This window comes from Streptomyces sp. NPDC091371 (assembly GCF_040684275.1).
Classification (GTDB): domain Bacteria; phylum Actinomycetota; class Actinomycetes; order Streptomycetales; family Streptomycetaceae; genus Streptomyces.
The window spans coordinates 18,092-42,969 of the sequence record NZ_JBFBFP010000008.1 but is presented as its reverse complement, the minus strand read 5'-3'; the positions used below and the strand labels follow the sequence as shown (position 1 = coordinate 42,969).

At 72.7% G+C, this 24,878-nt stretch carries 22 protein-coding genes; 10 read left to right on the top strand and 12 right to left on the bottom strand.

Annotated features, from left to right (window positions below):
• Positions 1 to 19 precede the first annotated feature (19 nt).
• The 6 genes from AB0O21_RS11955 to AB0O21_RS11930 form a co-directional block, all read right to left on the bottom strand.
• Entirely contained in the window at positions 20 to 1,846 is a 1,827-nt protein-coding gene (locus tag AB0O21_RS11955) for an ABC transporter ATP-binding protein (protein WP_365169587.1), read from the bottom strand.
• 90 nt (positions 1,847 to 1,936) lie between these two features.
• Positions 1,937 to 3,223, bottom strand: a complete 1,287-nt coding sequence (locus tag AB0O21_RS11950; protein WP_365169585.1) for a cytochrome P450 — start codon at positions 3,221 to 3,223, stop codon at positions 1,937 to 1,939.
• Between the two features lie 324 nt (positions 3,224 to 3,547).
• The gene (locus AB0O21_RS11945) at positions 3,548 to 4,879 is read right to left on the bottom strand and encodes a TfuA-like protein (RefSeq protein ID WP_365169582.1); all 1,332 of its coding nucleotides are present in this window, start codon (positions 4,877 to 4,879) and stop codon (positions 3,548 to 3,550) included.
• Complete coding sequence (locus tag AB0O21_RS11940) at positions 4,879 to 6,063, bottom strand: YcaO-like family protein (protein WP_365169579.1); 1,185 nt, start codon at positions 6,061 to 6,063, stop codon at positions 4,879 to 4,881. Before AB0O21_RS11940 ends, AB0O21_RS11945 begins: the two co-directional genes overlap by 1 nt.
• Before the next feature lie 20 nt (positions 6,064 to 6,083).
• Positions 6,084 to 6,893, bottom strand: coding sequence for an ABC transporter permease (locus AB0O21_RS11935; protein WP_365169576.1), 810 nt, complete (start codon positions 6,891 to 6,893; stop codon positions 6,084 to 6,086).
• Between the two features lie 4 nt (positions 6,894 to 6,897).
• Positions 6,898 to 7,824 (bottom strand): ABC transporter ATP-binding protein, encoded by a 927-nt coding sequence (locus AB0O21_RS11930; protein ID WP_365170035.1) that lies wholly within the window; start codon positions 7,822 to 7,824, stop codon positions 6,898 to 6,900.
• A gap of 280 nt (positions 7,825 to 8,104) precedes the next feature.
• Here AB0O21_RS11930 and AB0O21_RS11925 point away from each other — a divergent pair, with 280 nt between their 5' ends.
• The 6 genes from AB0O21_RS11925 to AB0O21_RS11900 all read left to right on the top strand — a co-directional run bounded on the left by AB0O21_RS11925 (position 8,105) and on the right by AB0O21_RS11900 (position 15,357).
• Complete coding sequence (locus AB0O21_RS11925; RefSeq protein ID WP_365169573.1) at positions 8,105 to 9,001, top strand: hypothetical protein; 897 nt, start codon at positions 8,105 to 8,107, stop codon at positions 8,999 to 9,001.
• A 13-nt stretch (positions 9,002 to 9,014) separates the two neighbouring features.
• A complete protein-coding gene (locus tag AB0O21_RS11920) occupies positions 9,015 to 9,464 on the top strand; it encodes an aroma-sacti cluster domain-containing protein (protein WP_365169570.1) in 450 nt (149 codons plus the stop codon).
• Between the two features lie 54 nt (positions 9,465 to 9,518).
• On the top strand, positions 9,519 to 12,455 hold the full coding sequence (locus tag AB0O21_RS11915) for an adenylate/guanylate cyclase domain-containing protein (protein WP_365169567.1): 2,937 nt from the start codon (positions 9,519 to 9,521) through the stop codon (positions 12,453 to 12,455).
• Entirely contained in the window at positions 12,446 to 13,318 is an 873-nt protein-coding gene (locus tag AB0O21_RS11910) for a S8 family serine peptidase (protein WP_365169564.1), read from the top strand. The genes AB0O21_RS11915 and AB0O21_RS11910 overlap by 10 nt, the downstream gene beginning before the upstream one ends.
• The gene (locus AB0O21_RS11905; RefSeq protein WP_365169561.1) at positions 13,315 to 13,953 is read left to right on the top strand and encodes a GAF domain-containing protein; all 639 of its coding nucleotides are present in this window, start codon (positions 13,315 to 13,317) and stop codon (positions 13,951 to 13,953) included. Before AB0O21_RS11910 ends, AB0O21_RS11905 begins: the two co-directional genes overlap by 4 nt.
• Before the next feature lie 114 nt (positions 13,954 to 14,067).
• Positions 14,068 to 15,357, top strand: coding sequence for a helix-turn-helix domain-containing protein (locus AB0O21_RS11900; RefSeq protein WP_365169558.1), 1,290 nt, complete (start codon positions 14,068 to 14,070; stop codon positions 15,355 to 15,357).
• Between the two features lie 22 nt (positions 15,358 to 15,379).
• Here the strand turns inward: AB0O21_RS11900 and AB0O21_RS11895 are convergent, their stop codons facing one another.
• The 5 genes from AB0O21_RS11895 to AB0O21_RS11875 form a co-directional block, all read right to left on the bottom strand.
• Entirely contained in the window at positions 15,380 to 17,245 is a 1,866-nt protein-coding gene (locus AB0O21_RS11895) for a S9 family peptidase (RefSeq protein ID WP_365169555.1), read from the bottom strand.
• A complete protein-coding gene (locus tag AB0O21_RS11890; RefSeq protein WP_365169552.1) occupies positions 17,235 to 18,683 on the bottom strand; it encodes an FAD-dependent monooxygenase in 1,449 nt (482 codons plus the stop codon). The genes AB0O21_RS11895 and AB0O21_RS11890 overlap by 11 nt, the downstream gene beginning before the upstream one ends.
• A complete protein-coding gene (locus AB0O21_RS11885) occupies positions 18,680 to 18,985 on the bottom strand; it encodes a PqqD family protein (RefSeq protein WP_365169549.1) in 306 nt (101 codons plus the stop codon). Before AB0O21_RS11885 ends, AB0O21_RS11890 begins: the two co-directional genes overlap by 4 nt.
• Entirely contained in the window at positions 18,960 to 20,459 is a 1,500-nt protein-coding gene (gene stsB, locus AB0O21_RS11880; protein WP_365169546.1) for a StsB family radical SAM/SPASM domain sactipeptide maturase, read from the bottom strand. Before stsB ends, AB0O21_RS11885 begins: the two co-directional genes overlap by 26 nt.
• Before the next feature lie 76 nt (positions 20,460 to 20,535).
• Positions 20,536 to 20,802 (bottom strand): StsA-related sactipeptide RiPP, encoded by a 267-nt coding sequence (locus AB0O21_RS11875; protein ID WP_365169543.1) that lies wholly within the window; start codon positions 20,800 to 20,802, stop codon positions 20,536 to 20,538.
• Positions 20,803 to 21,181: 379 nt separating this feature from the next.
• Between AB0O21_RS11875 and AB0O21_RS11870 the strand changes: the two genes are divergently transcribed.
• Both AB0O21_RS11870 and AB0O21_RS11865 read left to right on the top strand, forming a co-directional pair.
• Positions 21,182 to 21,931, top strand: a complete 750-nt coding sequence (locus AB0O21_RS11870; RefSeq protein WP_365169540.1) for a BTAD domain-containing putative transcriptional regulator — start codon at positions 21,182 to 21,184, stop codon at positions 21,929 to 21,931.
• Positions 21,932 to 22,055: 124 nt separating this feature from the next.
• The gene (locus AB0O21_RS11865) at positions 22,056 to 22,691 is read left to right on the top strand and encodes a DUF4232 domain-containing protein (RefSeq protein WP_365169537.1); all 636 of its coding nucleotides are present in this window, start codon (positions 22,056 to 22,058) and stop codon (positions 22,689 to 22,691) included.
• A gap of 24 nt (positions 22,692 to 22,715) precedes the next feature.
• Here AB0O21_RS11865 and AB0O21_RS11860 read toward each other — a convergent pair whose 3' ends face one another.
• Positions 22,716 to 23,234, bottom strand: coding sequence for a hypothetical protein (locus AB0O21_RS11860; RefSeq protein ID WP_365169534.1), 519 nt, complete (start codon positions 23,232 to 23,234; stop codon positions 22,716 to 22,718).
• 257 nt (positions 23,235 to 23,491) lie between these two features.
• Between AB0O21_RS11860 and AB0O21_RS11855 the strand changes: the two genes are divergently transcribed.
• Positions 23,492 to 24,127, top strand: coding sequence for an RNA polymerase sigma factor (locus AB0O21_RS11855; RefSeq protein ID WP_365169531.1), 636 nt, complete (start codon positions 23,492 to 23,494; stop codon positions 24,125 to 24,127).
• Positions 24,124 to 24,762: a hypothetical protein gene (locus AB0O21_RS11850; RefSeq protein ID WP_365169528.1), complete on the top strand. Its 639-nt coding sequence runs from the start codon at positions 24,124 to 24,126 to the stop codon at positions 24,760 to 24,762. The genes AB0O21_RS11855 and AB0O21_RS11850 overlap by 4 nt, the downstream gene beginning before the upstream one ends.
• The last annotated feature ends 116 nt before the right edge of the window (positions 24,763 to 24,878 follow it).

The following is a 24,878-nucleotide window of genomic DNA, read 5'->3' as shown; positions in this document are numbered from 1 at the left end:
CCTGCCGTCCGGCTCCGGTTCAGTGCACGTCGGCCCCCGCGGGGGTCTCGTCGAGGAAGCCGCCCGACTGGTGCTGCCAGAGCTTCGCGTAGGCGCCCTCCGCGGAGAGGAGCTGCCCGTGCGTGCCCTGCTCGACGATCCGGCCGCGGTCGAGGACCACGAGCTGGTCCATGCCGGCGACCGTGCTCAGCCGGTGCGCGACCACGAGGGCCGTGCGTCCCTCCATGAGCCGCCACAGGGCGTCCTGGACGAGGATCTCGCTCTCCGAGTCCAGGGCGCTGGTCGCCTCGTCGAGCAGCAGGATCGGCGCGTCGCGCAGGATCGCCCTGGCGAGGGCGACCCGCTGGCGCTGGCCGCCGGACAGCTTCACGCCGCGCTCGCCCACCATGGTGTCGAAGCCCTCGGGGAGCCCGTCGGCGAACTCGGTGACGTGCGCGGCCTCGGCGGCGCGGCGGATCTCGGCGTCGGTGGCTTCGGGCCGGGCGAAGGCGATGTTGTCCCGCAGCGTGCGGTGGAACATCGCCGGGTCCTGCGGCACGTACGCGATCATGCTGCGCAGGTCGGCCTGGGACAGCTTGCTGATGTCCTGCCCGCCGATGAGGATCCGGCCCGCGTCGATGTCGGTCATGCGCAGCAGCAGCCGGGTGAGGGTGGTCTTGCCGCCTCCGGACCGGCCGACGAGGCCGATCTTCGTACCGCTGGGCACGTTCAGGTCGAGGCCGTCGAAGAGCGGCTCCTTGCCCGCGCCCGCGTGGGCGAAGGTCACGTTCTCGAAGCGCACGTCGGCGGCCCGGGAGAGCAGCGGCTCCGGGGAGGCCGGGTCGAGCACGGTCGACGGGGTCAGCAGCAGTTCGGTGAACTGCGCGGCCTCCGTCATCGAGCTCTCCAGCCGCCGGTAGATCTGGTTGAACTCGAACATGATCCGGGTGGCGTTGGCGTAGTAGGTGAAGGCGACGATGATCGCCTCGACGCCGTGCTCCCCCGCGCCGAGCGAGACGGCGAGCAGCAGACCGATCGCGTTGGTGAGTACGGACATCGGCGCGACGACGGTGTCGATGCGCAGGTTGCCGTAGTCCCACGAGCGCAGCGTGAGCCGCCGCGACTCCGCGACGCGGGAGCGGTGTTCGGCGGCCTCGCGGTCCTCGGCCGCGAACGCCCGCACCGTGTCCATGTTCATGAGGCTGTCGGCGACGTGGCCAGACACCCGGGCGATGGCCTCCTCGCGCTCGGCGACGAGCGCCTGGCGGCGCCGGATCAGCGGCCTGACGCACAGCGCCGCCAGGGTGATCATCACCAACAACCCCACCACGAGGAGCGGTTCGTACTGCCACAGCACCACCGAGGCGAACAGCAGCGGCACGAAACTGCCCATGACCGAGAAGGTCAAGGTGTCGACGAACTCCTCGAAGCGGGAGGCGAAGCTCAGGACCCGCTTGGTCAGCGAGCCGGCGAAGTTGTCGTGGAAGAACGCGGCGTCCTTGGCGAACAGCTCGTCCATGCCGATCACGTACAGGCTCTCGATGCCACGGGCGTCGAGGCGGTTCAGGCAGTGGAGTCCGATGCGCCAGAGGGTCTCGGCGAGCAGGAGGACCCCGGCGAAGACGAGGACGTAGGGCAGTGCCGAGCCGATGCCGACGCCCGCACCGCCGTCCCCGACGATCCGGCCGACGAGCTTGGCGACGATCAGCGGTGCGATGTAGAAGATGCCGATGTTGCCCAGTGCGGGGAGCAGCTTGGCGGGGACGGTGAGCCGGCGGAGCCTGGCCAACTCCCGTCCGTAGTAGCGGAGCGCGAGGAGCACGGGGCCCCTGCGGGGGGAAACCTTCGATGATTCGGGTGATCCCATCTCAAACCCTGCGTTGAGGTACCAACAGGACAGGAGTCGGAGTGTCCCGCACGAGCGCTCGCGCGGTCCAAGGGTTTAATCCCGCCTCAGCTAACCGGCCAGCACGGCGGGGGTCGGGCCGTCCGGCCGGACAGTGATGCTGTACGCGGCCCCGCCCGGGACGGAGCGGAAGCGCGGGGCCCGGGCGGGCAACAGGTGTTCGAGGAGGACGGTCGTTTCCCGGAGGGCGAACTGCAGGCCCAGGCAGGCCCGGGGCCCGATGCCGAACGGCAGGTAGCTCCCCGGATGGGCGGGGCGGCGGCCGGGCGTGGTGAAGCGGGCGGGGTCGAACCGCTCGGGTTCTTCCCAGAGTCCGGGGTCCCGGTGCGTGAGGTAGGGGCAGACCAGCACATCGGTGCCGGCCTCGATCCGGTACCCGGCGAGGACGTCGTCCTCGGCCGCGCAGCGCGGCAGTATCCAGGCCGACGGGTAGAAGCGGAGCGTTTCGTGGACGAGCGCCTGGACGGCCTGCCGGCGCTCCGCGGAGCCCTCGGCGCCCGCCGCGAGGGCCTGTTCCCGCGCCCCGGGGTTGCGGTCCAGCAGCAGGTGGAGCCAGGTGAGGGTGGAGGCGGTGGTCTCGTGACCGGCGACCATCAGGGTGACCAGCTCGTCGCGGATCAGCCGGTCGTCGTACTCGGGGCGGGTCCCGGCGGCCCCGGTCAGGAGGTGCAGCAGGCCCGGCCCGTCGGGTCCGGCCTCGCCGGCGCGGGCGGCGGCGATCGCGCGGCTCGCCACGGCGTCGATCCTGGCCAGCTCGTCGGCGACGGCCCCCTGGGCGGCGACGCCGTCGGCGGGCAGGCTGGGCAGGGCGGCCACCACGGCGGGCACGGCGGCCAGTTCGCGTTCCGTGCCGGGGTCGAGGGGATGCCCGGTCAGGGCCCGCCAGATGGTGTCCAGGGCGAAGCGGCGCATCTCGTCACCGACGTCGAAGACCTCCCCGGTGCGGGCGTACGAGGCCCAGCGCGCGGCCGCCGTCCGCGCGGCCCCGGTGATCCGCTGCTCGTAGCGGCGCATCCCCGGGCCGGTGAACTGGGACTGCAGCAGCCGCCGTTGGCGCTGCCACGCCTCGCCCGTGGCGGCCAGCAGCCCGTCGCCGATCAGCAGCCGGGCGCGGTGCGAGCGCTTCACGTACCGGCCGGGGTGCAGCGCGAGCACGTGCTGCACGGCCACCGGGTCGGTGACCAGGACGGTGGGGCGCGGTCCGAGCCGGAACGCGGCGACACCGCCGAGGCGCTCGCGCACCTGGCCGAAGAGGTCGACGAGCTCCCCTCCCCCGGCCTGCCACCGCTCGACGAGCGCGGTGTCCAGCTCGGGCACGGGTCGGGCGTGGGTGGCCACAGTTCTGCTCCTGTACGTAGCGGGCATCACGCACTGTAGGGGACCGGCCGCACCCTGCGACACCCCGCCGGGGCCGGGTGTGCGGTGGGGCGCCCCCGCAGGGCTCCGAACGCAACCACGCTCGGCCCGCCGACCCCTGGAAACGTTCGGAGCCCGAGGAGGTGCCCCGCCGCGCGCCCGGCCCCGGCCCCCACCCCGCGGGGCGGCGGGCGGGGCCGCTGCGCGGGGCCTTCCCCCACCCCGCCCCTTCCCGAAACTGGGGGCTCCGCCCCCAGACCCCCGGTCCTCAAACGCCGGACGGGCTGGATATGCCCGGCCCCGGCCTCAGCCGGACACGGCGTTCCCCCGTTCGCGGCCGCGCCGGACGTCGTACGCGAAGAACCTCGTCACCGCGCCGCCGAGTTCGTCCAGGCCGGTGAAGCCACGGCGGGCCAGTTCGGCGTCCGGTGTCGTGCCCCGGCCTTGCCAATGGCGCAGGAACAGCTTCGCGCACATCGCGGGCGGCGGGACCACGAGCCGGGGCCGGGCCGCTTCCGTCGCCTCGTCGGCCCGGCCGACCAGCTCGCACCACTCCTCCCAGCGGTCGGATTCCCGCAGCCGGGCCAGCGCCGCCGGCCGCCAGTCCACCGACCGCCATACCGGCCACACCCGCACCATGAGAAGCCGGATCTGGTCCGCCACCGCGAGCCCGTCCCGCTCCGGCTCCGTGAGCCACCCGGCGAGTGAGCCCGGCAGCGGCGCACTCCCGTCGAGTCCGAGCTTGGCCGACGCGTACGCCTCGAACGTCATCCCCCCGGCCCCCGCGAGGTCCTCCAGCAGGCCGGAGAGGACCTCCTCGTGCAGCGCCGGGTAGGCGCCGTCGAACAGCCGGGCCGCGTCCAGGACGTCCAGGTCCGACATCCACCGGCCGGGGGCGTACTCGCGCCGGGTCCTGCGGACCAGGGACTGGGTCCGGCTGATCCCGGTGAACGGCACCTCCGCGGCAAGAGGAGCGGGCGCGGCGGCGCCTCGGCGGGCGACCGCCCGCAGCGCCGACATGGCGTCGAGCCGTTTGAGGTCCCAGACGCCGGAGCCGATCATCTCCTCCAGCGTGCGCAGGGCGTCGTGGTCGTGCTCGTCCAGCGCCCGCTCGATGTCCTTCCAGCCGCGGTGGGTGAAGGGCAGGGCCGCGGCCGCCGCCACGATCCGCCGCCCCGACTCCGCCGGGACCAGGCCGGTCTCGGCCCCCTCCTTGCAGCCGTAGCGCAGGTTGACCAGCGCCACGGTCTGCGCCGGGTACCCCATCTCGGCCGGACCGTGCAGGACGCCCACCTCGTCGTCGCCGTCGATCTCTCCCGAGGCGTACATCTCGTAGACGGCGCCGAGGCCCCTCATCCCGCAGGGGGCCAGTTCCGCGGCGCGCAGCGCTCCCATGCTCGCGGCGCCGACTACGTCCACGCCCTCGGTGAGCACCTGGAGGATCTCCTTGTGCCCGACGGACCGCCGTTCCCGGAAGTAGCCGTCGATGACGACCACGACGTCTCCCGGGCGCCAGGGGTCCGCCAGCAGATCTCCCCGCCCGGCGGGCGGCCGTACCTCCGCCTCCGGGAGCACCGCGCGCACGTCGGCCGCCGAGATCGTCGGCCCCGCGTGGACCACCACTTTGGGCGTGCTCACTACAACACCTCCGGACACACGCGGCTGCCCGGCGCGACGACCTTGACGACCGGGACCCCGATCTCGTCCCTCGTCAGGTCGACCACGACGGGCGGGTGGGAAAAGGCGGCGGCCGACTGCCGCACCACGTAGGCGAGGTCATCGACGAGGCCGTCGTGCCGGGGCGGCTCCGCGACGAGGCCGCCGATGTCGGCCTTCGCGCCGGTCCGCGCGTTCTTCAGCCGGCCGACGTCCACGTGGCCGAAGTCGCTGCTGAGGTCGTCGCGCGCCCCGGCGATGTACGCGAGCCGGGCCTGCGCCGCTTCGGAGATGGCGCGGGTGAGTGCGATCTCCGGGCTGAGGTGGCAGCCGAAGCCGAACATCGGGGCCGGGTAGTCGTGGCAGGCGACCCAGGACAGGAAGCACGGCAGGCCGGTGGGCGACGGTACGAACCGGACCTCGAGGGTGACGTCGGCGCGCTCGATCAGCGCGCACAGTTCCTCGGCGACCGCCGAGCCCGCCGAGTGCGGGTCGACGCGTACGCCCATCTCCCCGCCCTGTCTGACGGCCGCCGTCATCGCGTCCCGCTCGATGACCTCGCACAGCGCGTGCAAGGCGGCCTCCACCAGTGTGTTCCCGCTGGCCAGGCCGTTCGTAGACTCGAAGAACACCGGCGGGTTCCAGTCGGTGTTCTCCTCCAGCGTCAGCCGGGCGAGGCTCGCGGGGACGTAGGTCCGCGCGCCGTCGACCAGCGATCGGGCCGCCACCCAGTCCAGTGGCAGCCGGTCGTGCAGCAGACTCGGCGCGCTGGGCGCCAGGGCGGCCACGTCGTAGCCGAGTTCCGGGCCGATCTCGCGGGGTGCGGCCGTCAGGTCGGGCCGGGCCGGCTGTTCCACGTGCCAGGTCTCGACGGACTCCATCACCGCGGACAGCTTGGCCAGTTCGGGCGTCATCCCCTTGCCCTGGGAGACGGCGAGGGTCCTGGACAGGGGCCGGACGGCCTGGAAGGTCGGGATCCCGATGGTGTCGAGCCGGGTGATGTCGGCGACCCGGGTGACGCCCACCTTGGCGGCCGCTCCGCTCGCCATCTCCCAGGTGGCCGCCGGGTGCCGGGCCCTGTTCGTCCCCGGCAGGCAGAGCACGGAGCGGTCTTGCGGCGAGGCGAGCCAGGACAGGCAGGACAGGGGCGGGTCTTCGGTCTGCACGGTGAGGGACTCCCTGCGGGTCAGAGGTTCCGGGTGCGCCGCAACAGCGCGCGGCCGGCGACGACATTGGCGACGAGGGCGACGGCGGCGAGGATCAGCAGGGAGGGCCACGCCTTCTCCAGGCCGAAGATCGCGGCGTCGCGCATCCCGTTGACCGCGTAGGACACCGGGTTCACCGTCGAGATCCACCGGAGCACGGTGGGGAGCTGCTCCGTCGGGGACAGCGACGGCGCGGCGAAGACGAGGACCGGCATCGACACGCTGGTGAGCACCATGAAGGTGCGGTAGTCGCTGATGAGGATCGCCGCGGCGAGGTACAGCCCGTTGAACGCCGCCGAGGACAGGACCAGCGCCGCCAGCAGCCAGATCCAGTGGGACGCGTGGAACGGGTAGTCGAAGATGAGCGCGGCGACGATCAGGGCCAGCACGCTCTGGGCGAGCACGAGCGAGACGCCGGCCAGCAGCTTGCCGGCGAGGAACCGCGACCGGCGCAGCGGCCAGCTCCACAGCTGGGTCGAGACGCCGCTCATCTCCTCCTGGAACATCGCCATGCCGGTCGTCCCGGAGGCGCTGACCACGGACATCGCCAGCACCATGGGGAGGAGGAAGACCGCGAACGGCAGGGTCTCGCCCCGGTAGGTGATGTCCCCGACGACGTTGCCGAGCGAGGTGTTCACCAGCAGCAGGTACACGAGCATGGGGGTCAGGCCGAGGATGAGGTTGACCCTGTTGCGGGCGAGGAGCGCGTACTCGCGGTAGAACACGGCGGTGAAGTCGGCCGGGTTCCCCGTCCCGACCGGTGCCCTGTTCTTGAATCCCAGGTCGGTCACGGTGTCAGCCCTCGTTCCCGGTCATGCGCAGGAAGACCTGCTCCAGCGAGTCGGTGACGGTGGAGATCCCCGAGATCACGACTCCGGCGTCGTGGCAGTGCTGCGACAGCTGCGGCAGTACATCCCTGACCTGCGCGTTCTCTATGCGGACCTCGGTGTCCTGGGCGGTCGCGGCCAGCCCGGACGTACCGGCCCACTCCTTGACGACCTTGGCCCCGACCGCGTCGTCCACGGTCACCAGCAGGTGCGCGCCACCGAACTCCCGTACGAGCTCGCTCGGCTGGGCGAAGCGGACCACCTGGCCCTTGTTGATGACCAGGACGCGCTGGGCGTTGCGCTCCAGCTCCTCGATGATGTGGCTGGTCCAGATGACGGTCATGCCGTTCTCCTCGCGGAGCCACCGCACGAACCGCTCGATCTGGTGCCGTCCGGCCACGTCCAGGCCGGCCGAGGGCTCGTCGAGGATCAGCAGCCGGGGGATGGTCAGCAGGGCCCGTACGAGCTGGAGGCGCTGGCGCTGTCCCCCGGACAGTTGGAAGACGAGCCGCGACAGGGCGTCCTTCAGGCCGAGGTACTCGGCCACCTCCAGCGCCCAGGGCCGGGTGGTGCGCCAGGACAGGCCCTTGAAGCGGGTGGCGATCTGCAGGTTGTCCAGGGCCGAGAGCATCTCGTCGTACGGGGCGGACTGGTGCATCGCACCGATGCCGCTCTTGGCGGCGACGGGGTCGCGCGCCGGGTCCGCGCCGAACACCCGGATCGTCCCAGTGGTGGGAGGGGTGACGCCGCAGATCATCTTCATCAGGGTCGTTTTCCCGGCACCGTTGGGTCCCAGCAGCCCGATGGTCTCGCCTTCCGCGATGTCGAATGAGATACGGTCGACAGCCGGCGTCTCTTTTCCGCGGTAACGCTTCGTCAACTCTTCCGCGTTCACCACACCATTCGCCACGATCCCTCCCTCCACAATGCGCTTGATGGTTCTTCAGGAATCAGGAATGCCGATCGAGCAGCTGCGGGTGGGACGTTACGCCTGTCGGCCGGTGTGGAAGCGGCAGCTGTCCAAGCTGCCTTGGAACTGCCTCCGTTCTGCCGCCCCGCCCGCGGCGCCGTTGGCTAGCATTCGCAGCATGAGCCGTTCGGGAAATGCGGATGACCACGACGGAAAACCCGTCGTGGTTCTCGTGAATTGCGCGGGCGGCCCTGAATTGGAGGTCGTGCGCAATGCGTTGACCGGGCCGCTGGAAACTCCGACGGTACTGGTCCGGCAGGGCGATATCCCGTCCACGCCCATGGCGCTCGACGTGGACACCGGCCTGCTGGACGTCGCCGGGCGCCGGGTCAGGCCCGCCGTGGTGTGGGTCCGTCACGGATCGGCCTGCGCGATGCTGGCGCAGGCGCGGCCGGCGGGCTCGGTGACCCCGCTGCAGGCGGAGTCGTGGTCGGGGTTCCTCCGGCAGGTGGCCGGGGCGGCAGCCACCGCGCTGCCCGGCGGCACGGTCGTGGGGCCGGGCCAGTTGGCACAGGCCCGCCGGCTGGGGGTGCGGATCCCCCGGACGGTGATCACCAACGACGTCCCGGCGGGCGCCCGCGAGGTGGGGGCGCCGACGGTGATGGTGAAGACGCCGGACTTCCGGCTGTTCGAGCCGGACCGGCGGAACTGGCCGGCCTGCCTGCCCTCGGTCGGGGCCCCGGCCGCCGCTGCCGCCGGGCCGGCAGGGGCGGCAGGGGCGGCCGACGGACGTCCCGTGGTCGTCCAGGAGTACGTGGCCCACACCCGTGAGCTGCGCGTCTACCACCTCGACGGCGGGATCTGCGCCTTCGAGGTCCGCAAACCCGATCCGTCGAGCCCGATGACGGATCCCGACAGTGTCACGGTGACCCGGGTCGACTGCCCGCGGCCCGCGGCCGACGCGGTGCGCACGATGTGCGCCGCGTGGGACCTGCGGTACGGCGCGTTCGACCTGCTCGTGTCCGACACCGGGGAACCGGTGTTCCTGGAGGCCAATCCGGACGGCGACTGGCTCTGGTTCGAACGCAAGGCGCGCTGGCACGGCGTCTCGTTCATGGCCGCCGTCATGGTCCGTGAGTTGTTCGTACGCAGTACGTCGTGAGGAGCTCGCATTGATGACGGCGATACGGGGTCCCGAGATCTCCACCCGGGGCCAGGTGCTCGTGGCCATGGTGGCGCGGGGTCACACGACCGACCGCGTGGCCCGTGCGCTGCGCCTGAGCAGACACACCGTGGGCGAGGAGATCAGTGTCCTCCTCGACCGGTTCAACTGCAGGAACAGAGCGGAACTGGTGGCCTACTGCTACGTCCACCGGATCCTGCCGATCGGTATCTGGCCGCCGCCGTGCGGCCCCGTGAAAGAGGTGAGTGACGTGTTCGACCCTCTGGCCAGCCTGCGTGAAGCAGGTCTCCCGGTCGACCAGTTGAGCGCCGCGCAGCGGGAGGTGCTGGCGCGCCTGACCGAGGAGGAGACCGCCGTCGTCGTGTCCGTGCAGCACCGCCTGAACGAGGCGGACGCCGGGTCGGACGCCGAGGTGTGGGCCCACAACCTGAAGCTGCTCTGATCCCCCGGCCCACCGACCCGCCGCACGGCACCGACCCTTGGAGGAGGACCGGCCATGAGCCGCAGACTGGTGGTGGTTCTCTTCCTCGACCTCGTCGGGTGGACGCGGCTGGCCGAGCGCGTGGATCCGGAGCCGCTGCAGCAGCTCCTGGACCAGTACTACGAGATCTGCTCGGCCGCGGTGGAGGAACACGGCGGGGTCGTGGAGAAGTTCATCGGCGACGCCGTCATGGCGGTCTTCGGCGCGGACACCTCCCAGGAGGACGACGCCCCGCGGGCGCTGCGGGCGGCCACGCGGATCCGCGCCGAGGTCCGCGATCTGCGCACGCCGGCCGCCGACGCGGCGCCGGTGGAGGTCCACTGCGGAATCGCGGCCGGCGAGGCCCTGGTGACGCGCTCGGCCCGGGCCGGCATCCGGGTCGTCGGCGACGTGGTGAACCTCGCCGCGCGCCTGCAGTCGGTGGCCGTCGCCGGGGAGATCATCGTCAACGAGACCGTGGCGCACCTCGCCCGCCCGCACTACACCATGGACCCGGTGCTGCCGGTGACCCTGAAGGGCAAGGCCGAGCCCGTGCCCGTACTGCTGGTGACCGGCGAGGCCGCCGTCGGCGGGCCGGGCGAGGGGCCGGGCGACGGCTCGCCCATGGTGGACCGCAGGGCCGAACGCCACCGGCTGCGCCAGATCTACCACCGGGTGGCCCGCGAGCGGCGGCCGGAGCTGGTGACCGTGGTCGGGCCACCCGGGATCGGCAAGACCCGCCTCGTGCGGGAGGCCGTGGACGATCTCGTCGCGGCCGGGGCCGGGCCCGTGGCCGTCTTCGGCAGCTGCCCTTCGTACGGCACGAACGGGAGCCACGCGGCGCTCGTCGAAGTACTGGACGCGCTGATCCAACAGGTGCCCGCCGGCGCGGAATTGCTGCGGTCGGACCCGCGGATCGCGGCGGTGCTCGCCAGCCTGCGCGACGCCTCGCTCTCCCGCCTCTGCGACTCCGTCCCGGGACCGGGCGTGGAGGAGGTGTCCTGGGCGGCGCGCGAACTGCTCACCGCGGCGGCCGCCCGCCCGCTCGTCGTGGTGTGGGACAACCTCGCGTGGGCGGGGCAGTCGCTGCTGCGGCTCATCGAGGAACTGAAGGGAAGCCTCCCGGACGTCCCGCTCCTGATGGTCTGCGTGTGCAGACCGGAGCTCGCGTGGTTCCCGGACGAGGACGTGATCGACGTCGGTGCGCTGGTCCCCATCGACAGCGCGCGGCTGGCGATGTCCCTGGCCGGTCGCAGCAGCGGCGACGAGGTGGAACTCCACGACCTCGACGTGGTCGACCGGGTCGCCGGGTACAGCGCCGGCAACCCGCTGTACATCCGGCTGATGATGGACTGGCTGCGAGACGGCCGGACCCTCGACGAGGTGCCCCCGACGATCACGGCCATGGTGGGCGCGATGATCGACCGGCTGCCCGCGCCCGCCCGGCGGCTGCTGGGCGCGGCTTCCGTGATCGGTCCGGCCTTCACCCTGGAGCAGCTCGCGCTGCTCGGCGAACCGGTGCCGGCGGCCAACGTCGAGGCCCTGGCGGCGCGGCGGCTGTTCCACGCGACGGCCGAGGAGGGCGGGTACCGCTTCGTCCAGCAGCCGGTGCACGAAGTGGCGTACGGCCGGCTGGAGAAGGAGCAGCGGATCACGTGGCACCGGCGCCTGGCCGAGCGCGGCTTCAACCCCGGCTTCCACCTGGAGGCCGCCACACGGCTGCTCGGCGGTCTGCGCCCGGACGACACGGAGCTGCCGCGGCTGGCCCGGCAGGCGGCCGAGGCGCTGCTCGCCGAGGGCACCGTGGCGCTGCGGCAGCGTGACGTGCCCACCGCGATCGGGCTGCTCGAACGCGCGCTCATGCTCGCGCCGAACGGTCCGGACCGGTGCCGGTCGGTCGCGGCCATCCGGCTCAGCGACGCCCTCATGCTCTCCGGGGACACCCGGCGGGCACTGGACGTGGCCGAGGACGGAGCGCGGCCCGGACCGGACGGCGCGGGGCAACGGCCCTGTCTGGTGCAGCGGTACCTGTTGGCGGCGCGCCTGGGCCGGGTCACCGCCGCCGACGTCGCGAAGCTGCGGGCCGAGCTGGAGGCGGGCGAGCCCGACCGGTTCGCCTGGTGCCGCTTCGAGCAGCTGCGGATGCTGCTCGACCTGGACCAGGGCCGGTTCGGCGCGGCCGAGGAAGCGGCGTGCGCCGCGCTCGGACACGCCCGGGCCGTCGGCGACGCGTACGAGGAGGACCGGCTCCTGGTGGCCCTGTGCGAGGTCCGGCAGTGGTCGCCGGCCCCGATGGCGGAGAAGCTGTCGGGCTGCGCGGAGCTCCTGGACCGGTTCGCCGCCGACCGGTTCCTGGCGCTGCCCGCGCTGGCCGCGCGGGCCCGCTGCCTGGCCCTGACCGGGGACCGCCCCGGGGCCCGCGAGGCACTGGCCGAGGCCGAATCCGTCGTGGCACAGCTCCGGTTGACCATGGGTCGGGTCCTGGTGGACCAGGTGGCCGGGCTGGCCGCCTCGCTGGAGGGTGAGCACGAGGAGGCCGAGCGGCGCTTCCGCGGCGCCGCCGACGCGCTCGCGCAGGCCGGCTACATCCCGGTCGCGCTGACCATGCGGGTACAGGCGGCGCGCGCGTGCGCCCGTGGCGACGCCGGGGCGGGTGAGGCGGCGCGCCAGATCGCGCGGCTCCTCGGACGGCGTGCGGAGATGGACGTACGGGGGCGGGTCCTGTGCATGGCGGCAGCCGTGCTGATCGCCGCCGAGGAGGGCCGGGCCGACCCGATGCGCGCCGAGGTGCTGGCCTTGCTGGAGGACGTCGACGACCCGTGCCTGCGCGGCGAGGTCTTCTTCGATCTGGCCCGGGCCCGGCGCCGGCTGGGCGACCGGTCCGACGCCCTCGTCATGGCCGGGCGGGCCGTCGCCGGATACGCCGCGGCCGGTGCCACGAAGCCCTTGGAGGAGGTGCGGGAATGGATGTGAACGGGGTCGCGCCCTGGCGGCGCGAGCGGCTGCCGCACGCGTCCGGGATGCCCGCGTGGAGCATGCCGGCCGACGGTGATCCAGGCGAGCCCCTCCCCACGGCCCTGTTCGACGGGATCGACTCCCGCTGGGCCTGGGAGGGCGCGACCGGTGAAGGAGTCCGCGTCTGCGTGCTGGACAGCGGCGTGGACGGGTCCCATCCGCTGGTCGGCCCGGTCGAGCGGGCGTGGCGGGTGGTGACGGCCGAGGGCCGGGCGCCGCGCGTGGAGGAGTGCGAGCCGCAGGACGGCGCCGGACACGGCACGGCGTGCGCGGGGATCATCCGCGGTATCGCGCCGGCGGTTTCGCTCAGCTCGCTCAAGGTCCTCGGCGACGGGAGGTCCGGCAGCGCCTCCGCGCTGATCGCCGGACTCGCCTTCGCCATCGAGGAAGGGTTCGACGTCGTCAGCATGAGCCTGTCGACGAACAGGGCCGAGTTCCGCGACCGGCTGGGCGAGCTGTGCGACCGCGCCTACTTCCGCCGCACGACCGTGGTGGCGGCGGCGCACAACCTGCCGATCGAGAGCTTCCCGTGGAACTTCGCCTCGGTGATCTCGGTCGCCAGCCATGCCGAGCCGGACTCCATGCGCTTCTACTACAACGCGGCGCCGCCGGTCGAGTTCCGGGCCCGGGGGGTGCGCGTGCCGGTGGCGAGCCCGGGCGGCGGCACCGTCCGCAACACCGGCAACAGCTTCGCGGCGCCGCACATGGCGGCCATCGCCGCGCTCGTCCTGAGCAAGCACCCGTGGCTCACGCCGTTCCAGCTCAAGAGCGTCCTGTATCACTGCGCCGCAAACGTATCGGTCCAAGGAGGCGGAGAATGAAGCCCTGGTCGCACGAGCTCATGGCCACCGAACGCCAACTGCTGCAGTCCGTCGTCGCGGTCGCCCGGTACATCTACGGTGCCGCCGCCTCGTCGGTGTTCATGGTGAGCCCCGACACCGGTGAGCTGGTCTTCGCCGCGGTCGCGGGCGAAGGCGAACAGGCCCTGGTCGGCAAGCGCTTCGAGGCCGGCACCGGCATCGCCGGCTGGGTGGCGGCCAGCGGCCAGCCGCTGATCACGGACAACGTGGCGGGGACCGACCAGTTCGCCGGCGACGCCGCGGCCTCCACGGGTTACGTTCCGGCGAGCATCATGGCCGCCCCGCTCATCGCGGACGGGGAGTGCATCGGCGTGATCGAGGTGCTGGACCGGCACGCGCACGACGCGAACGCCCCCGGCCGGGAGCTGGACGACATCGAACTGCTGGGCCTGCTCGCCACGCAGGCCGCGCTGAGCCTCGCGCTGCTGCGGCGCAGCGAGCAGGCCGCGAGCGCGGCGCCGCGCATGGGGGATCTGGTGGCACGGCTGTCGGAGCACGCGGTCATGGACGCGTCCGACCCGCTGGCCGTGTCCCTGCTGAGCATCTCGCTGGACCTGCTCGACCGGCGTGCGCACGCCGCCCCGAAGCCGGGCTGACGGCGGCCGGAGACGCTCGGCAGACGGTCGGCAGACGGCGGGCAGACGGCCGGCAGACGGGCCGGCGACGCGGCGGCGACGCTGCCGGAACGGACCCTGCCTACGCTCCCGCCCATGGTCAACAGAGCCGAGGCCGAAGCGCCTTCGTTTCCCGAACTGCTGCGCCACAAGCGTATCCAGGCCGGCCTCACGCAGCGGACGCTGGCCGACCTGTCGACGATCAGCCCGCGGACCATCCGCGCGCTGGAGTCGGGCCGGGTCAACGCGCGGATGCAGACCGTCCGCCTGCTTGCGGACGCCTTGCGGCTGGAGGGCCTGACGCGGGAGCTGTTCGTCGGCTCGGGCCTGGGCAGCCGGCGACAGGCTCCGCCAGTGGCCGATCCCGGCCTGGCGGTGCCCAGATCGGTCAACGCGCTGCTCGGGCGTGACGTCGAGGTGCGGGCCATGGTGGGCGCCCTGGCCTCGGACCACCGCCGCATGATCTCGCTGTCCGGGCTGCCCGGATCGGGCAAGTCGAGGGTGGCCGCGGAGGTGGCGGTCCGGCTGAGCTCGCGCCGCGGGTGGCCGGTGCTGTGGATCGGGGCGGGCTCGGTGGACCTCGACGGTCACGGCACGGCGTTCGGCTCCTTGCTGAAGTCGCTGCGGCTGCTGGTCGAATCGGGTGCGGAGGACGTTTCCGCGGTCTGCCGGCTCATCGGCCGGCACGAGGTGCTGCTGGTGCTCGACGGGGTCGCCGACGCCGGGAGCCCCGTCGGCGTGGAGGAGCTGCTGGCGTACTGTCCGGGCATCCGCGTGGTCAGCACGTCACGGGCGCCGTGGCACGTCGCGGGGGTGCAGGGGACCGTGGTCCCGCCGCTGGCCGTGCCGGGGCCGGACTGGGACACGACCGGCTCGCTCGACGTCCTCATCGGCGTGCCGGCGGTACGGCTGCTCGTGGACCGGCTCTCGGAGGTCCGGCCGGGGTTCACGCTCGGCCGGGCCGACGCCGCAGCGGTGGTGCGGCTGTGCCGGAGGCTGGACGGCCTGCCCGTCGCGCTGGAGGCGGCGGCCGCCAGATCCGGCGTGCTGGGCCTGCGGCAGCTCGCGGACCTGCCGCCGCCGGACCTGCTCGACCTGCCGGTGGCGGCGCGGCCCGCCGGCGGCCCCCAGACGGTCGGCGGCCTGGTCCGGGCGGGCTTCGAGCAGCTGGACACCGCTCGTCGGGCGATCCTCCGGGAGCTGGCGGGCTTCGACCGGGCGCCGACGGTCCCCGAGGCCGCCGAGGCACTGCGCCGGCCGGTGAACCAGGTGCTGGACGACCTGGGCACGCTGCTCGGCCGTGGACTCGTACGGTCCTCCCACGAGGAAGCGGAGACGCGCCTGCACCTGCCGAACCTGCTGCGGGCGGTCCTGACCCGGGCGTGAGGGCACGGCGTACGGGACGCGTTCATCCCATGTGCGCGGCGAGGAACCGTTCGACGGCGGCATAGTAGACCTGCCGGTTGCCCGGGCGGGCCAGGCCGTGCCCTTCGTCGGGGAACAGCAGGTACTCGTGCGCGAGCCCGTTGGCCTCCAGCGCCGCGACGATCTGCTCGGCCTCCGCGCGGGGCACCCGGACGTCGTTCGCGCCCTGGACCACCAGGACCGGGATGCGGATCTCGTCGGCCCGGGAGAGCGGGGACCGCTCCCACAGCATGTCGCGCTCGGTCTCCGGATCCCCGACGTGGGCGTGCATGAACGCCTGCAACGGGGTCCGGGTGGGCGCCCCGGCCGCCAGCATCGTCAGCAGGTTCGACGGGGCGCAGAGGGCTATCGCGCAGGTGAACGCGTCCGGAGTGAACGCCGCCCCTACCAGCGCCGCGTACCCGCCGTACGAGCAGCCCATGATGGCGACCCGGGAGGCGTCGACCCGTCCGTCCGCGGCGAGATGGCCGAGCGCATCGAGCAGGTCGGTCTGCATCGCTGCGCCCCACTGTTTGGCGCCCAGGTTGCGGAAGTGCTTGCCGTAGCCCGTGGAACCGCGGAAGTTGACCTGGACGCACGCGTAGCCGCGGTTGGCCAGCAGCTGTGCCTCCTCGTCGAAGGCGAACGTGTGCCGGGCCCAGGGGCCGCCGTGGACGTTCAGCACGGCCGGCAGGCCGCGGCGTTCGAGGCCGGGCGGCCAGGTCACGTAGCCGTGCACCGCGACCCCGTCGCGCGCGGTGAACGCGAAGGGCTCCATCCGGGCCAGCCGGTACCGCTCCAGCTCCGGCTGGTGGCTGAAGAGGTGGCGCAGGCTTCCGTCCGACCGGTCGTACACGTAGTAGAGGACGGGGCCGGCGCCGGTCACCACCGAGACCGTCCACAGCCGGTCGGAGCGGTCGGTGCGGTCGATGTGCACCTCGCCGTCGACGGCCCGGAGCGCGAGCTCGCCGCGGATCCGTTCGAGGTCCTTGCCGAACTCCTCGTCGAGGAAGACCCACTCGGCGCGGTCCTTGGCGAACAGCACCGCCTGCGGCCGGCGGCTCACCGGGTCCAGCTCGACCTGCTGGACGTCGTAGACCGGGTCCTGCGCGAGCAGGGTCCGCCGTCCCGTCGCGACCTCGATCTCGAACAGCCGGGTGGCGTTGGCCCCGATGGAGGACAGCAGGTAGCAGGTGGCGCCGTCGCGCGCGAAGCCGATGACGCGCGTGCCCACGGCGTCCTCGTAGGGCACGTCGAGCCAGGGCCGCCCGCCGTCCTGGGTGTCCGGGGCGTCCGGCCCGTCCTCGGGGTCGAGGAAGACGGCCGTGCCGCCGTCGGGCCGCATCCTCGTGCCGCCGCGGACCCGCAGGTCGGTGTCGATGATCCAGCTCAGGTAGCCGGGGTTCTCCGCGACCTTGGTGAGCCGGCCCGTCACCAGGTCCAGGGCGTAGACGTCGTGCAGGGCGGGCCGGTCCTTGTTCAGCCCGATCAGCACGGTGGTGGGGTGCCAGCGGTTGTGCGCCAGCACCCGCGCCTGGACGCCGTCGAACGGTGTGGCGCAGCGCTCCTCGCCGGAGTCGAGGTCGACGAGGTACAGCCGCCGGCTCTCGTCGCCGTTGTCGTCGCGCAGGTAGAACAGCGTGCGGTCGTCGTGGCAGAGGCCGTACGTCCGGATGCCGCGGCCCCGGTCGTGCGTCACGGCCCTCGCCTCGTCCGGCCGGTCCACCGGCGCCGTCCAGACGTTCAGCACGCCGTCGTCCGGTGCCAGGTAGAGCAGGCGGGTCCCGTCCGGCGAGATCTCGGGCACCAGGTACGACGGGTTGCCGAACAGGACGGAGTGCGGAATCAGCGCTGCGGCTTCAGTGGTCACGGCTCTCTTCCCGGCTGGGTTGCTGACGTCGGCCTCCCGAGAACCACCACTCGGAAAGCCCGGGGAACTGCGCGACCGCCGCGTCGGTGTCGAGCGGCGGGCGCGGGCGCGGGCCGGCGGACGGCGCCCGGAGGGCGGGCGGGTCCGCAACGGCCCGCGGGGGAACCAGCGTCTGGGCGCGGAAGAGCTGCGTCATCAGCGCCGGGCTGCCGAGTACGGCCGTGGCCATCATGGCCCTGGCCTGCCGGCCGACCGCGGACTCGGCGGCCCCGGCGGCCCCGGCGGACTCGGCGGCCCCGGCGCCGTTCGAGCCGGCCCGCACCCGGTCCTGCTCGGTCGCCATCCGCCACGACCTGTCCGCCACCTCCGCCACGGCGGCCTGGAGCGCGGGCAGGACGGCGGGCTCCGCGCCGCGCGCCGCCAGCTCGCCGTCCATGCGCAGGGCACTGAGCAGGGCGATGGACATGCCGTGCGAGTAGACCGGGTTCACCGCCGTGAGCGCGTCGCCGACGACCAGGAAGCCCTCGGTCGGGGGCCGCCGTTCGAAGAACCTCCTGCGGTTCGCGGTGGCGCGGTACGGCCGGACCCCGCCGAGGGGTTCGGCCGCGGCGAGGAGCTCCGCCACGATCGGCGAACGCAGCGCGTACGCGCAGTCGGTGAACCCCTGCGCGTCGGTCGGCGGCGTCGCGGCCCGGGTGCCGGTCAGCGTGACGATCCACCGGCCGCCCTCGATGGGGAACAGCGTCGCACCGTACCCGGGCCGGCCGGGCTCCGGTCGGGGGTGCACCATGACCGCCGGGATCTCGTCGGCAAGGCCGGCGGGCGCCCGGTAGATCCGGGTGGAGTACGCCAGACCCGGGTCGACCACCTCCTCTCCGACCCCGGGCCCGCCGAGGGCCGCCAGCCACTGCCCGGCCCGCGACCGCCGGCCCGTCGCGTCCACCACGAGGTCGGCGTGGACGGTCTCGGCGGCGCCGTCCCCGCCCGCGACGACGACCCCGGTGACCCGCGAGGGGGTTCCGGCCAGTCCCAGGACCCGGGTGCCCTCCCGCACCGCCACCGCGCCGACGGCCAGCGCCCGCTGCCGGACCACGTGGTCCATGAGCCAGCGGCTGCAGGAGACCACGAAGGCGCCGGTGTCGTGGCGCCGGAACCAGCCGTCCGAGCTCAGGATCAACGCTCCGTCCGGCAGGCCCCGTCGGTGCGCACCCCGGGCGAGGAGTTCCTCCAGGGTTCCCGGGAGGAGCGTGTCCAGGGCTTCGGCGCCGGCGGTCACGAGCACGTGGCTGTGGTGCGCCTGGGGCAGCCCCGTCCGGATGCCCGGGGCGGCCGGGTACCGGCCGCCTTCGACCACGGTGACCTCGTCGACGTGCCCGGACAGCACCTTGGCCGCCAGGACGCCCGCGAAGCCCCCGCCGAGCACGACGGCCTTGGTCATGGCCGCGCGGCCGCCCGGCCCGCTTCCGTCTCCTGGAGCAGCTCCGCCTCGATCATGGAGGTGATGAAGGCGTCCACGTCCGCGCGGATGCGGGCCGTCAGCACGGTGTTGCTGCCCCCGAACAGGAGGGACAGCTTGCGGATGACCGCCTCCCGGTCCCCGTCCTCCTCCAGCAGCGCCCAGATCTGGGCCGCGGACGCGTTCAGGGTGCGGAACTCGCCGGACTCGGTGTGGTAGAGCGAGATGCCCTCTCCGCTCTCCTGCCAGATCACCGCGTCACTGATGCTGATGTGCGGGGACATCGCCCGACCTCCTGTTCACCGGCATGATGGGGATGAGCTCGCCGACCTTGATCGCGGGCTCGGGCGTGCGGACGTAGGTCTTCCACTGCTCGTGGACCGCGTGGACCTCGCCGGTGGCGACCATACGGGGCACCGTCATGTCGAGGTCCTTCAGGGCGAGCTCCGCACGGCTCACCCCGGTTTCCTGCCAGAGCTGCGTGGTGATGCCGTGCCGCAGGATCCGGCACAGGTGGCGGCTGTTGCGCCGCAGGTCACCGGATTCCGACATGTGCGCGGCCCGGCAGCCGCCGCCGCAGTTGGCCTTGATGTAGCACTTCTCGCAGTCGGCGTGGTACTCGCCGCCGTACACGGTGCTCCTGCGCATCGCCGCCATGACGGGACTGGCGTACATCTCGGACAGCCGCTGCTGCCTGATGTTGCCCGCGTACTCCCCCTTGCCCGTGACGAGCTTGCACGGGTACATGTCGCCGAGGGAGTTGATGTAGATCTCGTTGCCGCCCATGCCGCAGTTGCCCTTGACCGAGCACGCGGTCACCGGCCTCGGGCCGTCGGGCTTGAACTTGCCCGCGACGGGCGAGGTCCAGACGAGCTGCTGCACCCGCAGGTGGTCCTGCCAGCCGAAGTCGTACTCGTCGCCGGCGCCCCGGCCCAGGTCGTTGTGGTTCATCAGGCGGACGCTGTGGATCTCGATCCCGTCGAGGAACGAGGCGAAGCCCTCCAGCTCGTCGATGTTGTCCGAGGTGACGATGTGGTTGATGGCCGGGGCCACGCCGGCTTCGTTGAGCAGCTGGACCGCCCGGTGGGTCTTGGCGAACGCGCCCTTGCCGCGGGTCCGGTCGTGCGTCTCGGCCGTGCCGCCGTCCAGGCTCACCGTGACCATGTTGAACAGCTCGGCGAACCGTTTCGCCGTCGCCTCGGTCCGGATCATCGTCGCGTTGGTGATGATGTTGGACTTCATGCCGGTGCCGTTGGCGTGCTCGACGATCCGGAACAGGTCCTTGCGGAGCATCGGCTCCCCGCCGGTGAAGACGATGGTCTCGCTGCCGAAGTCGGCGATCTGCGAGACCAGGTCCATCGACTCGGCGGTGTCGAGCTCGCCCGGCAGGCACTTCTCCGATGACGCGTAGCAGTAGGGGCAGCGCAGGTTGCAGCCGTCGGTGATGGCGTAGTACGCGATGCGCAGCGGCGGTTCACCGAGCCTGATCCGGGGCTTGTTGCCGTTGAAGTAGACGATCCAGTTCAGGATGAGCTTGGCGAGGACGCGCTCCGTCTCGCCGCTCGGCTCCAGCGACGGCTGTTCGCCGCGGGCCCGGGCCGCGGCCAGGGCCTGGAGGACCCGGAACTCGCGTCCGTCGAGGACGCACCGGGCGCCCACTTCCGGATTGACCACGAGGTGGTCCTCGTCGTGCACAAAGTACGTCAGGTCTTCCGGCACGTCGAACGACGACAGGTTCCGGACCAGATTCCCGCGCATCGCGCCTCCCTCTCTGGGCTGGCACAGGCGGGGCCCGACGCGAGTGGCCGTCGGGCCCCGCCCGTGGACTGTGGTCCTACTGGGCGGCTTCGCCGGAGCCGGACCAGATGCCGCAGGCACAGAGCATGGCCGCGTCGAAGCCCTCCTTCGCGGCCTCGGGCGAGGACCACTCCTGGGAGTGCGCCACCACGTCGGGGAGGATCGCCGCGAGGCGGTTCTTGGTCGAGATGAGGACCTGGGTCTCCTCCTGGGTCAGGCTGGCGTAGAACTCCTCGAGTGCGGGCGCCATCGTGCCGCCGATGACGCCGGCCGCGCGGAGAGACTCCAGGGAGTTGAAGCTCATGTTTCCAACCCTTCGCTGTCACGATCGGTACGGGACGCAACCGAGACTGCGCGTGGCGGTTCGGTGAAACAACCCCACGAATGTGGGTTGTCCCGGAGGCATGACCGGGACATACGCGCGCGGGTGGCACCGGCTCCGGCGACACTCGAGGAGCCTGTGCCGGCACCACTTCTGACACTCCGTGAGGCACCCGGCCGGGCACCGGATCCGGGCGTCGGGAACCGGCCACGCGGGGGTGTTGACGATCTCCATGCCGTGCCTCACGCTCATACCACAGCTCTTGTGAAGCTCATGTGAAGCGACCGTGGAAATCAGCACCGGAGATCACTGACACGCCCAGTCGGCGGCCAACGGTCCGTCGGACGACCCGAGAGGTGCGATGAACCCCACAGGCTCCGGCATCGTGCACATATCGCTTCTGCCAGGCTTCGTATGCCGCACGGATCAGCGGGTCGCCGAACTGAGCGACATCCAGCAGCGGCTCGTGGTGGCCCTGGTGCTCGGCGAACGCCCGATGCGGCGCGGCGACTTGGCCGCGCGGCTGTGGCCCGACGTCCCGCCGGCCCGGGCAGGGGCCCGATTACGCCAAACCCTGTGGCGCCTGAACCAGGCCACCCCGGGGCTGTTGGAGACCACGCACACCACCGTCGCGCCGGCCGACCACGTGGAGGTGGACTACAGAACGGCCGCACGGCTGGTCTCGGCGGTGTCGGGAACCGGTGGAGGAGCGGTCGGCGGCGCATGGATGCCCCACGCGTGGAGCGTGTTGCGGCACCCTCTGTTGCACGGCTGGGACCACGATTGGCTCGTGCCGTTCCAGGAGAAGTGGAAGTTGCAGCGCGTCCAGACGCTCGAGCAGCTTGCCGAGACGTTCCTGCAACGCCGGCAGCACTCCACGGTGCTCGAACTGGCCGACGCCGCGGCCCAGGCCGACCCGCTGCGGGAGGGCCCCCGGCGCATAGCCGTCCAATCGTGCCTGTACGCGGGCGAGGTGGCCGACGCCCACCGCCGCTACCGCCACTACCGCGAGCTGCTCTTCTCCGAGCTGGGCGTGGCCCCGAGCGGCGCCATCCCGCAGCTGCTCAAGCAGGACCGCGAACGTCAACTCTCCCTGGCGGCCGAGTACTGACGGACGGCGCGTCGGAGCGATCGTGGTGGACTCGGCGAGAGACCGTCACCATTCTGTGAAGCCCCTGCGGGACGCTGGTGCTCAGCCGGCGCACTTCGCGCCCCGCATTCAGGGGAGCAACACCATGAGCAACGTACGCAGAGCCGCTGTCGTCCTCTCCGCCCTCTCCGCCCTGGCCCTGACCGCCTGCGGGCCCGCCGAGGACGACGCGGCCGCCGGGACCGGGACGCCGACCGCGAGCCCGACCACGTCCGCGTCCGCCGCACCGTCGGCGACGGCGGCACCGTCGAAGGCGGCCAAGCCCCCGGCCTCCCCGAGCAAGGGCGCGCCGTCCGACCCCGACTTCAACGTGTTCCCCTGCGGCACGAACGACCTGAAGTTCACCGCCAGCCTGGCGGACCCCACGACCAGCAGCTACCTGCTGAAGATCACCAACAAGGGCACCAAGCCGTGCAAGGCGCTGGGCCACCCGGTCGTGACCTTCGGCGATCTGGACGGACAGGCCACCGAGCGGGGCACGGCCCCCGGCATCGAGGCCGCGCTCCGGCTCGCCCCGGGCCAGACGGCCTACGCCGGTCTCATGGGCGGCGCCAAGGACGGCAAGGGGAAGACCGTCAACTGGATCGCGATGACCATGAACACCGAGTCCGACCTGGAACAGACACCGCTCAAGGCGTCGACTCCCGGCCTGTACGTCTCCCCCGACAAGAACTCCGTGACCCCGTGGGTCGACAACGCGGAGGACGCGCTCAGCCTGTAGCCGCGGCGCGCGCCGGCCCGGACCTCAGAGGGCCCAGGGCTGGACTGTCGCGGCGCAGGCCGCCCAGAGCGGCAGGACCAGCAGCACGACGAACCCGTCGTGCTGCACGCGGGAGTACCAGCGCCGGCCGCGTTCCGTCAGGCGGGCGCGGCGCAGCGCCGAGCGGGCGATCTCGTGGCCGCACTCGCGCGAGACGAACAGGGCGGCGGGGACCGCCGCGACCGTCACGCTGGCGTAGCCCCAGGGCTCGGACCGGGGCAGGAGCAGCCCGCCCACGAGGACGAGGCCGCTGATCACGAACCATCCGGACGCCCTGAAGCCGAGCATCCCCACGGCCTGCTCCCACAGGGACTCGGCTTTCGGCCTGATCCGCCCGGCGGACGCGGCCCGCGTCGCCCCCACCGCCTCCTCGATCTCCGCGAGTTCCCGCGCGGCCTCCGCGCGCTCGCCCCGTGCCGCGGCCAGGAGGACGAGGTAGGTGAGCGCGCGGTCGGCCCGCTGGAAGGGGCTCGTCGACCGGACCGGGCGCTTCGGCGGCGCCATCAGCGGGCTCCTCCGGTCAGGCCGCCGCCGCGCGACGCCGCGGTGACGGCGAACCGCAGAGCATCGTTGTCCTCGACCACCAGTACGCGCACGGGGGAACCATAGCCCCAGCCGTCCGCGCCGCAAGCCCGGGCGGGAGCCGGACCCGGCGGGGGCCTCGTACGTCCCGCCGCGGAAGACGGCCGGTACGTTGCGGTGTGGTGCGGATCACGGGAACGCCTCGGGGAGCGCGGACAAGCCTGGATGTGGAATTTTTGATGCACGCCCGGCTGCGGGCGGGGGAGCCCGAGGCGTTCAGAGAGCTGTTTCGCGACCACTCCCCACTGGTCTACCGGCACGCGGTGCGGGTGACCGGTGACTGGGCGATGGCCCAGGACGTCGTTTCCCTGACCTTCCTGGAGGCGTGGCGGCTCCGGGACCGACTGCGCGACGAGGGGGACAGCCCCCGGCCGTGGCTGATGGGGATCGCCACCAACGTGCTGCGCAACATGACGCGCGCGGCCCGGCGCCACGAGCGAGCGCTGTCGCGCATGCCCGCACGGGACGCCCTGCCCGATTTCGCCGAGGAACTCGTCGGGCGGATCGCGGACGCGGAGCAGATCAAGGCCGCCCACACGGCGCTGGCGCAGCTGCGGCGCGCGGAGCGCGAGGTGTTCACGCTCTGCGTGTGGTCGGGCCTCGGCTACGCGGAGGCCGCCGAGGCCCTCGGCGTGCCGGTGGGGACGGTCCGCTCGCGGCTCGCGCGGGCCCGGACCCGGCTGCGCAAGCTCGCCGCGAAGGAGCTGAAGAGGCAGCAGGCCGTCAGAACGAACAGGGAACCCCTGGCCGGGGACGGACAAACACAGGACGGCCGCACCGATGCGGCCCGGTCGATGGAGGAGTGGAACCGATGACGCTCAACCCGTGGCGGCGGCAGGAGCCGCTCGATCATGCGGAGTTGGCCCGGCTGCTGCCGGCGCCGGGCGACCCGGCCCTCCCCCAGGACCGCCGACTCCTGCTCGAGGAGCACCTGATGCGAGAAATCCGGCAAGAGCAGCCCACCCCCGACGCCTCGACACCACCCCGCCGCTCCCGCAAGCGCCTGGTCTACTACGCCGTGCCCGGCGCTCTCCTCGCCCTGGCCGGCGGCGCCCTCGCCGCAACGACCCTGCTGGGCAGCTCGCCCGCATCGGAGCCGAACAGCGTCCGCTGCTTCATCGCGGCCGACCTGACCGCGCACTACAACAACGTGTCCATGGCCGAGCCCGCAGAGGGCCCCCCGCCCGGGGACATCAGCGCCACCGTCTCCGCCGCGGTCGGCGCCTGTGCCGGCCTGTGGGAAGCCGGCCTCATGCCGCCGGGGTCGATGGCCTCCCCCACCGCGCGGCCCGGCGAGCCCTTGGTGATCCCCTCGGGCACGCCCGGGCAGGGACGGGTGCCACTCCTGACCGCGTGCGTACTGGAGTCGGGGGAGGCCGCCGTCTTCCCGGGCGACGGCCGGAACCTCTGCCAGAACCTCGGCCTCGCGCAACTCACCGACCGGCCGTAACACCGGCCACGCTCCAGGACCTCGGCCGCGTACGGATGTCATCCGTACGCGGCCTTTCCTTGTCCGTGCACGAAACTGCTCGATGATGGCCAAATACCGTCATTGTCAAGCGGTCA

Bases quoted from the DNA above. Each gene is read 5' to 3' on its own strand.
- AB0O21_RS11955 (WP_365169587.1), bottom strand. From the start codon at position 1,846: ATGGGATCACCCGAATCATCGAAGGTTTCCCCCCGCAGGGGCCCCGTG.
- AB0O21_RS11920 (WP_365169570.1), top strand. From the start codon at position 9,015: ATGACGGCGATACGGGGTCCCGAGATCTCCACCCGGGGCCAGGTGCTC.
- AB0O21_RS11915 (WP_365169567.1), top strand. From the start codon at position 9,519: ATGAGCCGCAGACTGGTGGTGGTTCTCTTCCTCGACCTCGTCGGGTGG.
- AB0O21_RS11910 (WP_365169564.1), top strand. From the start codon at position 12,446: ATGGATGTGAACGGGGTCGCGCCCTGGCGGCGCGAGCGGCTGCCGCAC.
- AB0O21_RS11905 (WP_365169561.1), top strand. From the start codon at position 13,315: ATGAAGCCCTGGTCGCACGAGCTCATGGCCACCGAACGCCAACTGCTG.
- AB0O21_RS11900 (WP_365169558.1), top strand. From the start codon at position 14,068: ATGGTCAACAGAGCCGAGGCCGAAGCGCCTTCGTTTCCCGAACTGCTG.
- AB0O21_RS11890 (WP_365169552.1), bottom strand. From the start codon at position 18,683: ATGACCAAGGCCGTCGTGCTCGGCGGGGGCTTCGCGGGCGTCCTGGCG.
- AB0O21_RS11885 (WP_365169549.1), bottom strand. From the start codon at position 18,985: ATGTCCCCGCACATCAGCATCAGTGACGCGGTGATCTGGCAGGAGAGC.
- stsB (WP_365169546.1), bottom strand. From the start codon at position 20,459: ATGCGCGGGAATCTGGTCCGGAACCTGTCGTCGTTCGACGTGCCGGAA.
- AB0O21_RS11875 (WP_365169543.1), bottom strand. From the start codon at position 20,802: ATGAGCTTCAACTCCCTGGAGTCTCTCCGCGCGGCCGGCGTCATCGGC.
- AB0O21_RS11870 (WP_365169540.1), top strand. From the start codon at position 21,182: ATGAACCCCACAGGCTCCGGCATCGTGCACATATCGCTTCTGCCAGGC.
- AB0O21_RS11865 (WP_365169537.1), top strand. From the start codon at position 22,056: ATGAGCAACGTACGCAGAGCCGCTGTCGTCCTCTCCGCCCTCTCCGCC.
- AB0O21_RS11860 (WP_365169534.1), bottom strand. From the start codon at position 23,234: ATGGCGCCGCCGAAGCGCCCGGTCCGGTCGACGAGCCCCTTCCAGCGG.
- AB0O21_RS11855 (WP_365169531.1), top strand. From the start codon at position 23,492: ATGCACGCCCGGCTGCGGGCGGGGGAGCCCGAGGCGTTCAGAGAGCTG.
- AB0O21_RS11850 (WP_365169528.1), top strand. From the start codon at position 24,124: ATGACGCTCAACCCGTGGCGGCGGCAGGAGCCGCTCGATCATGCGGAG.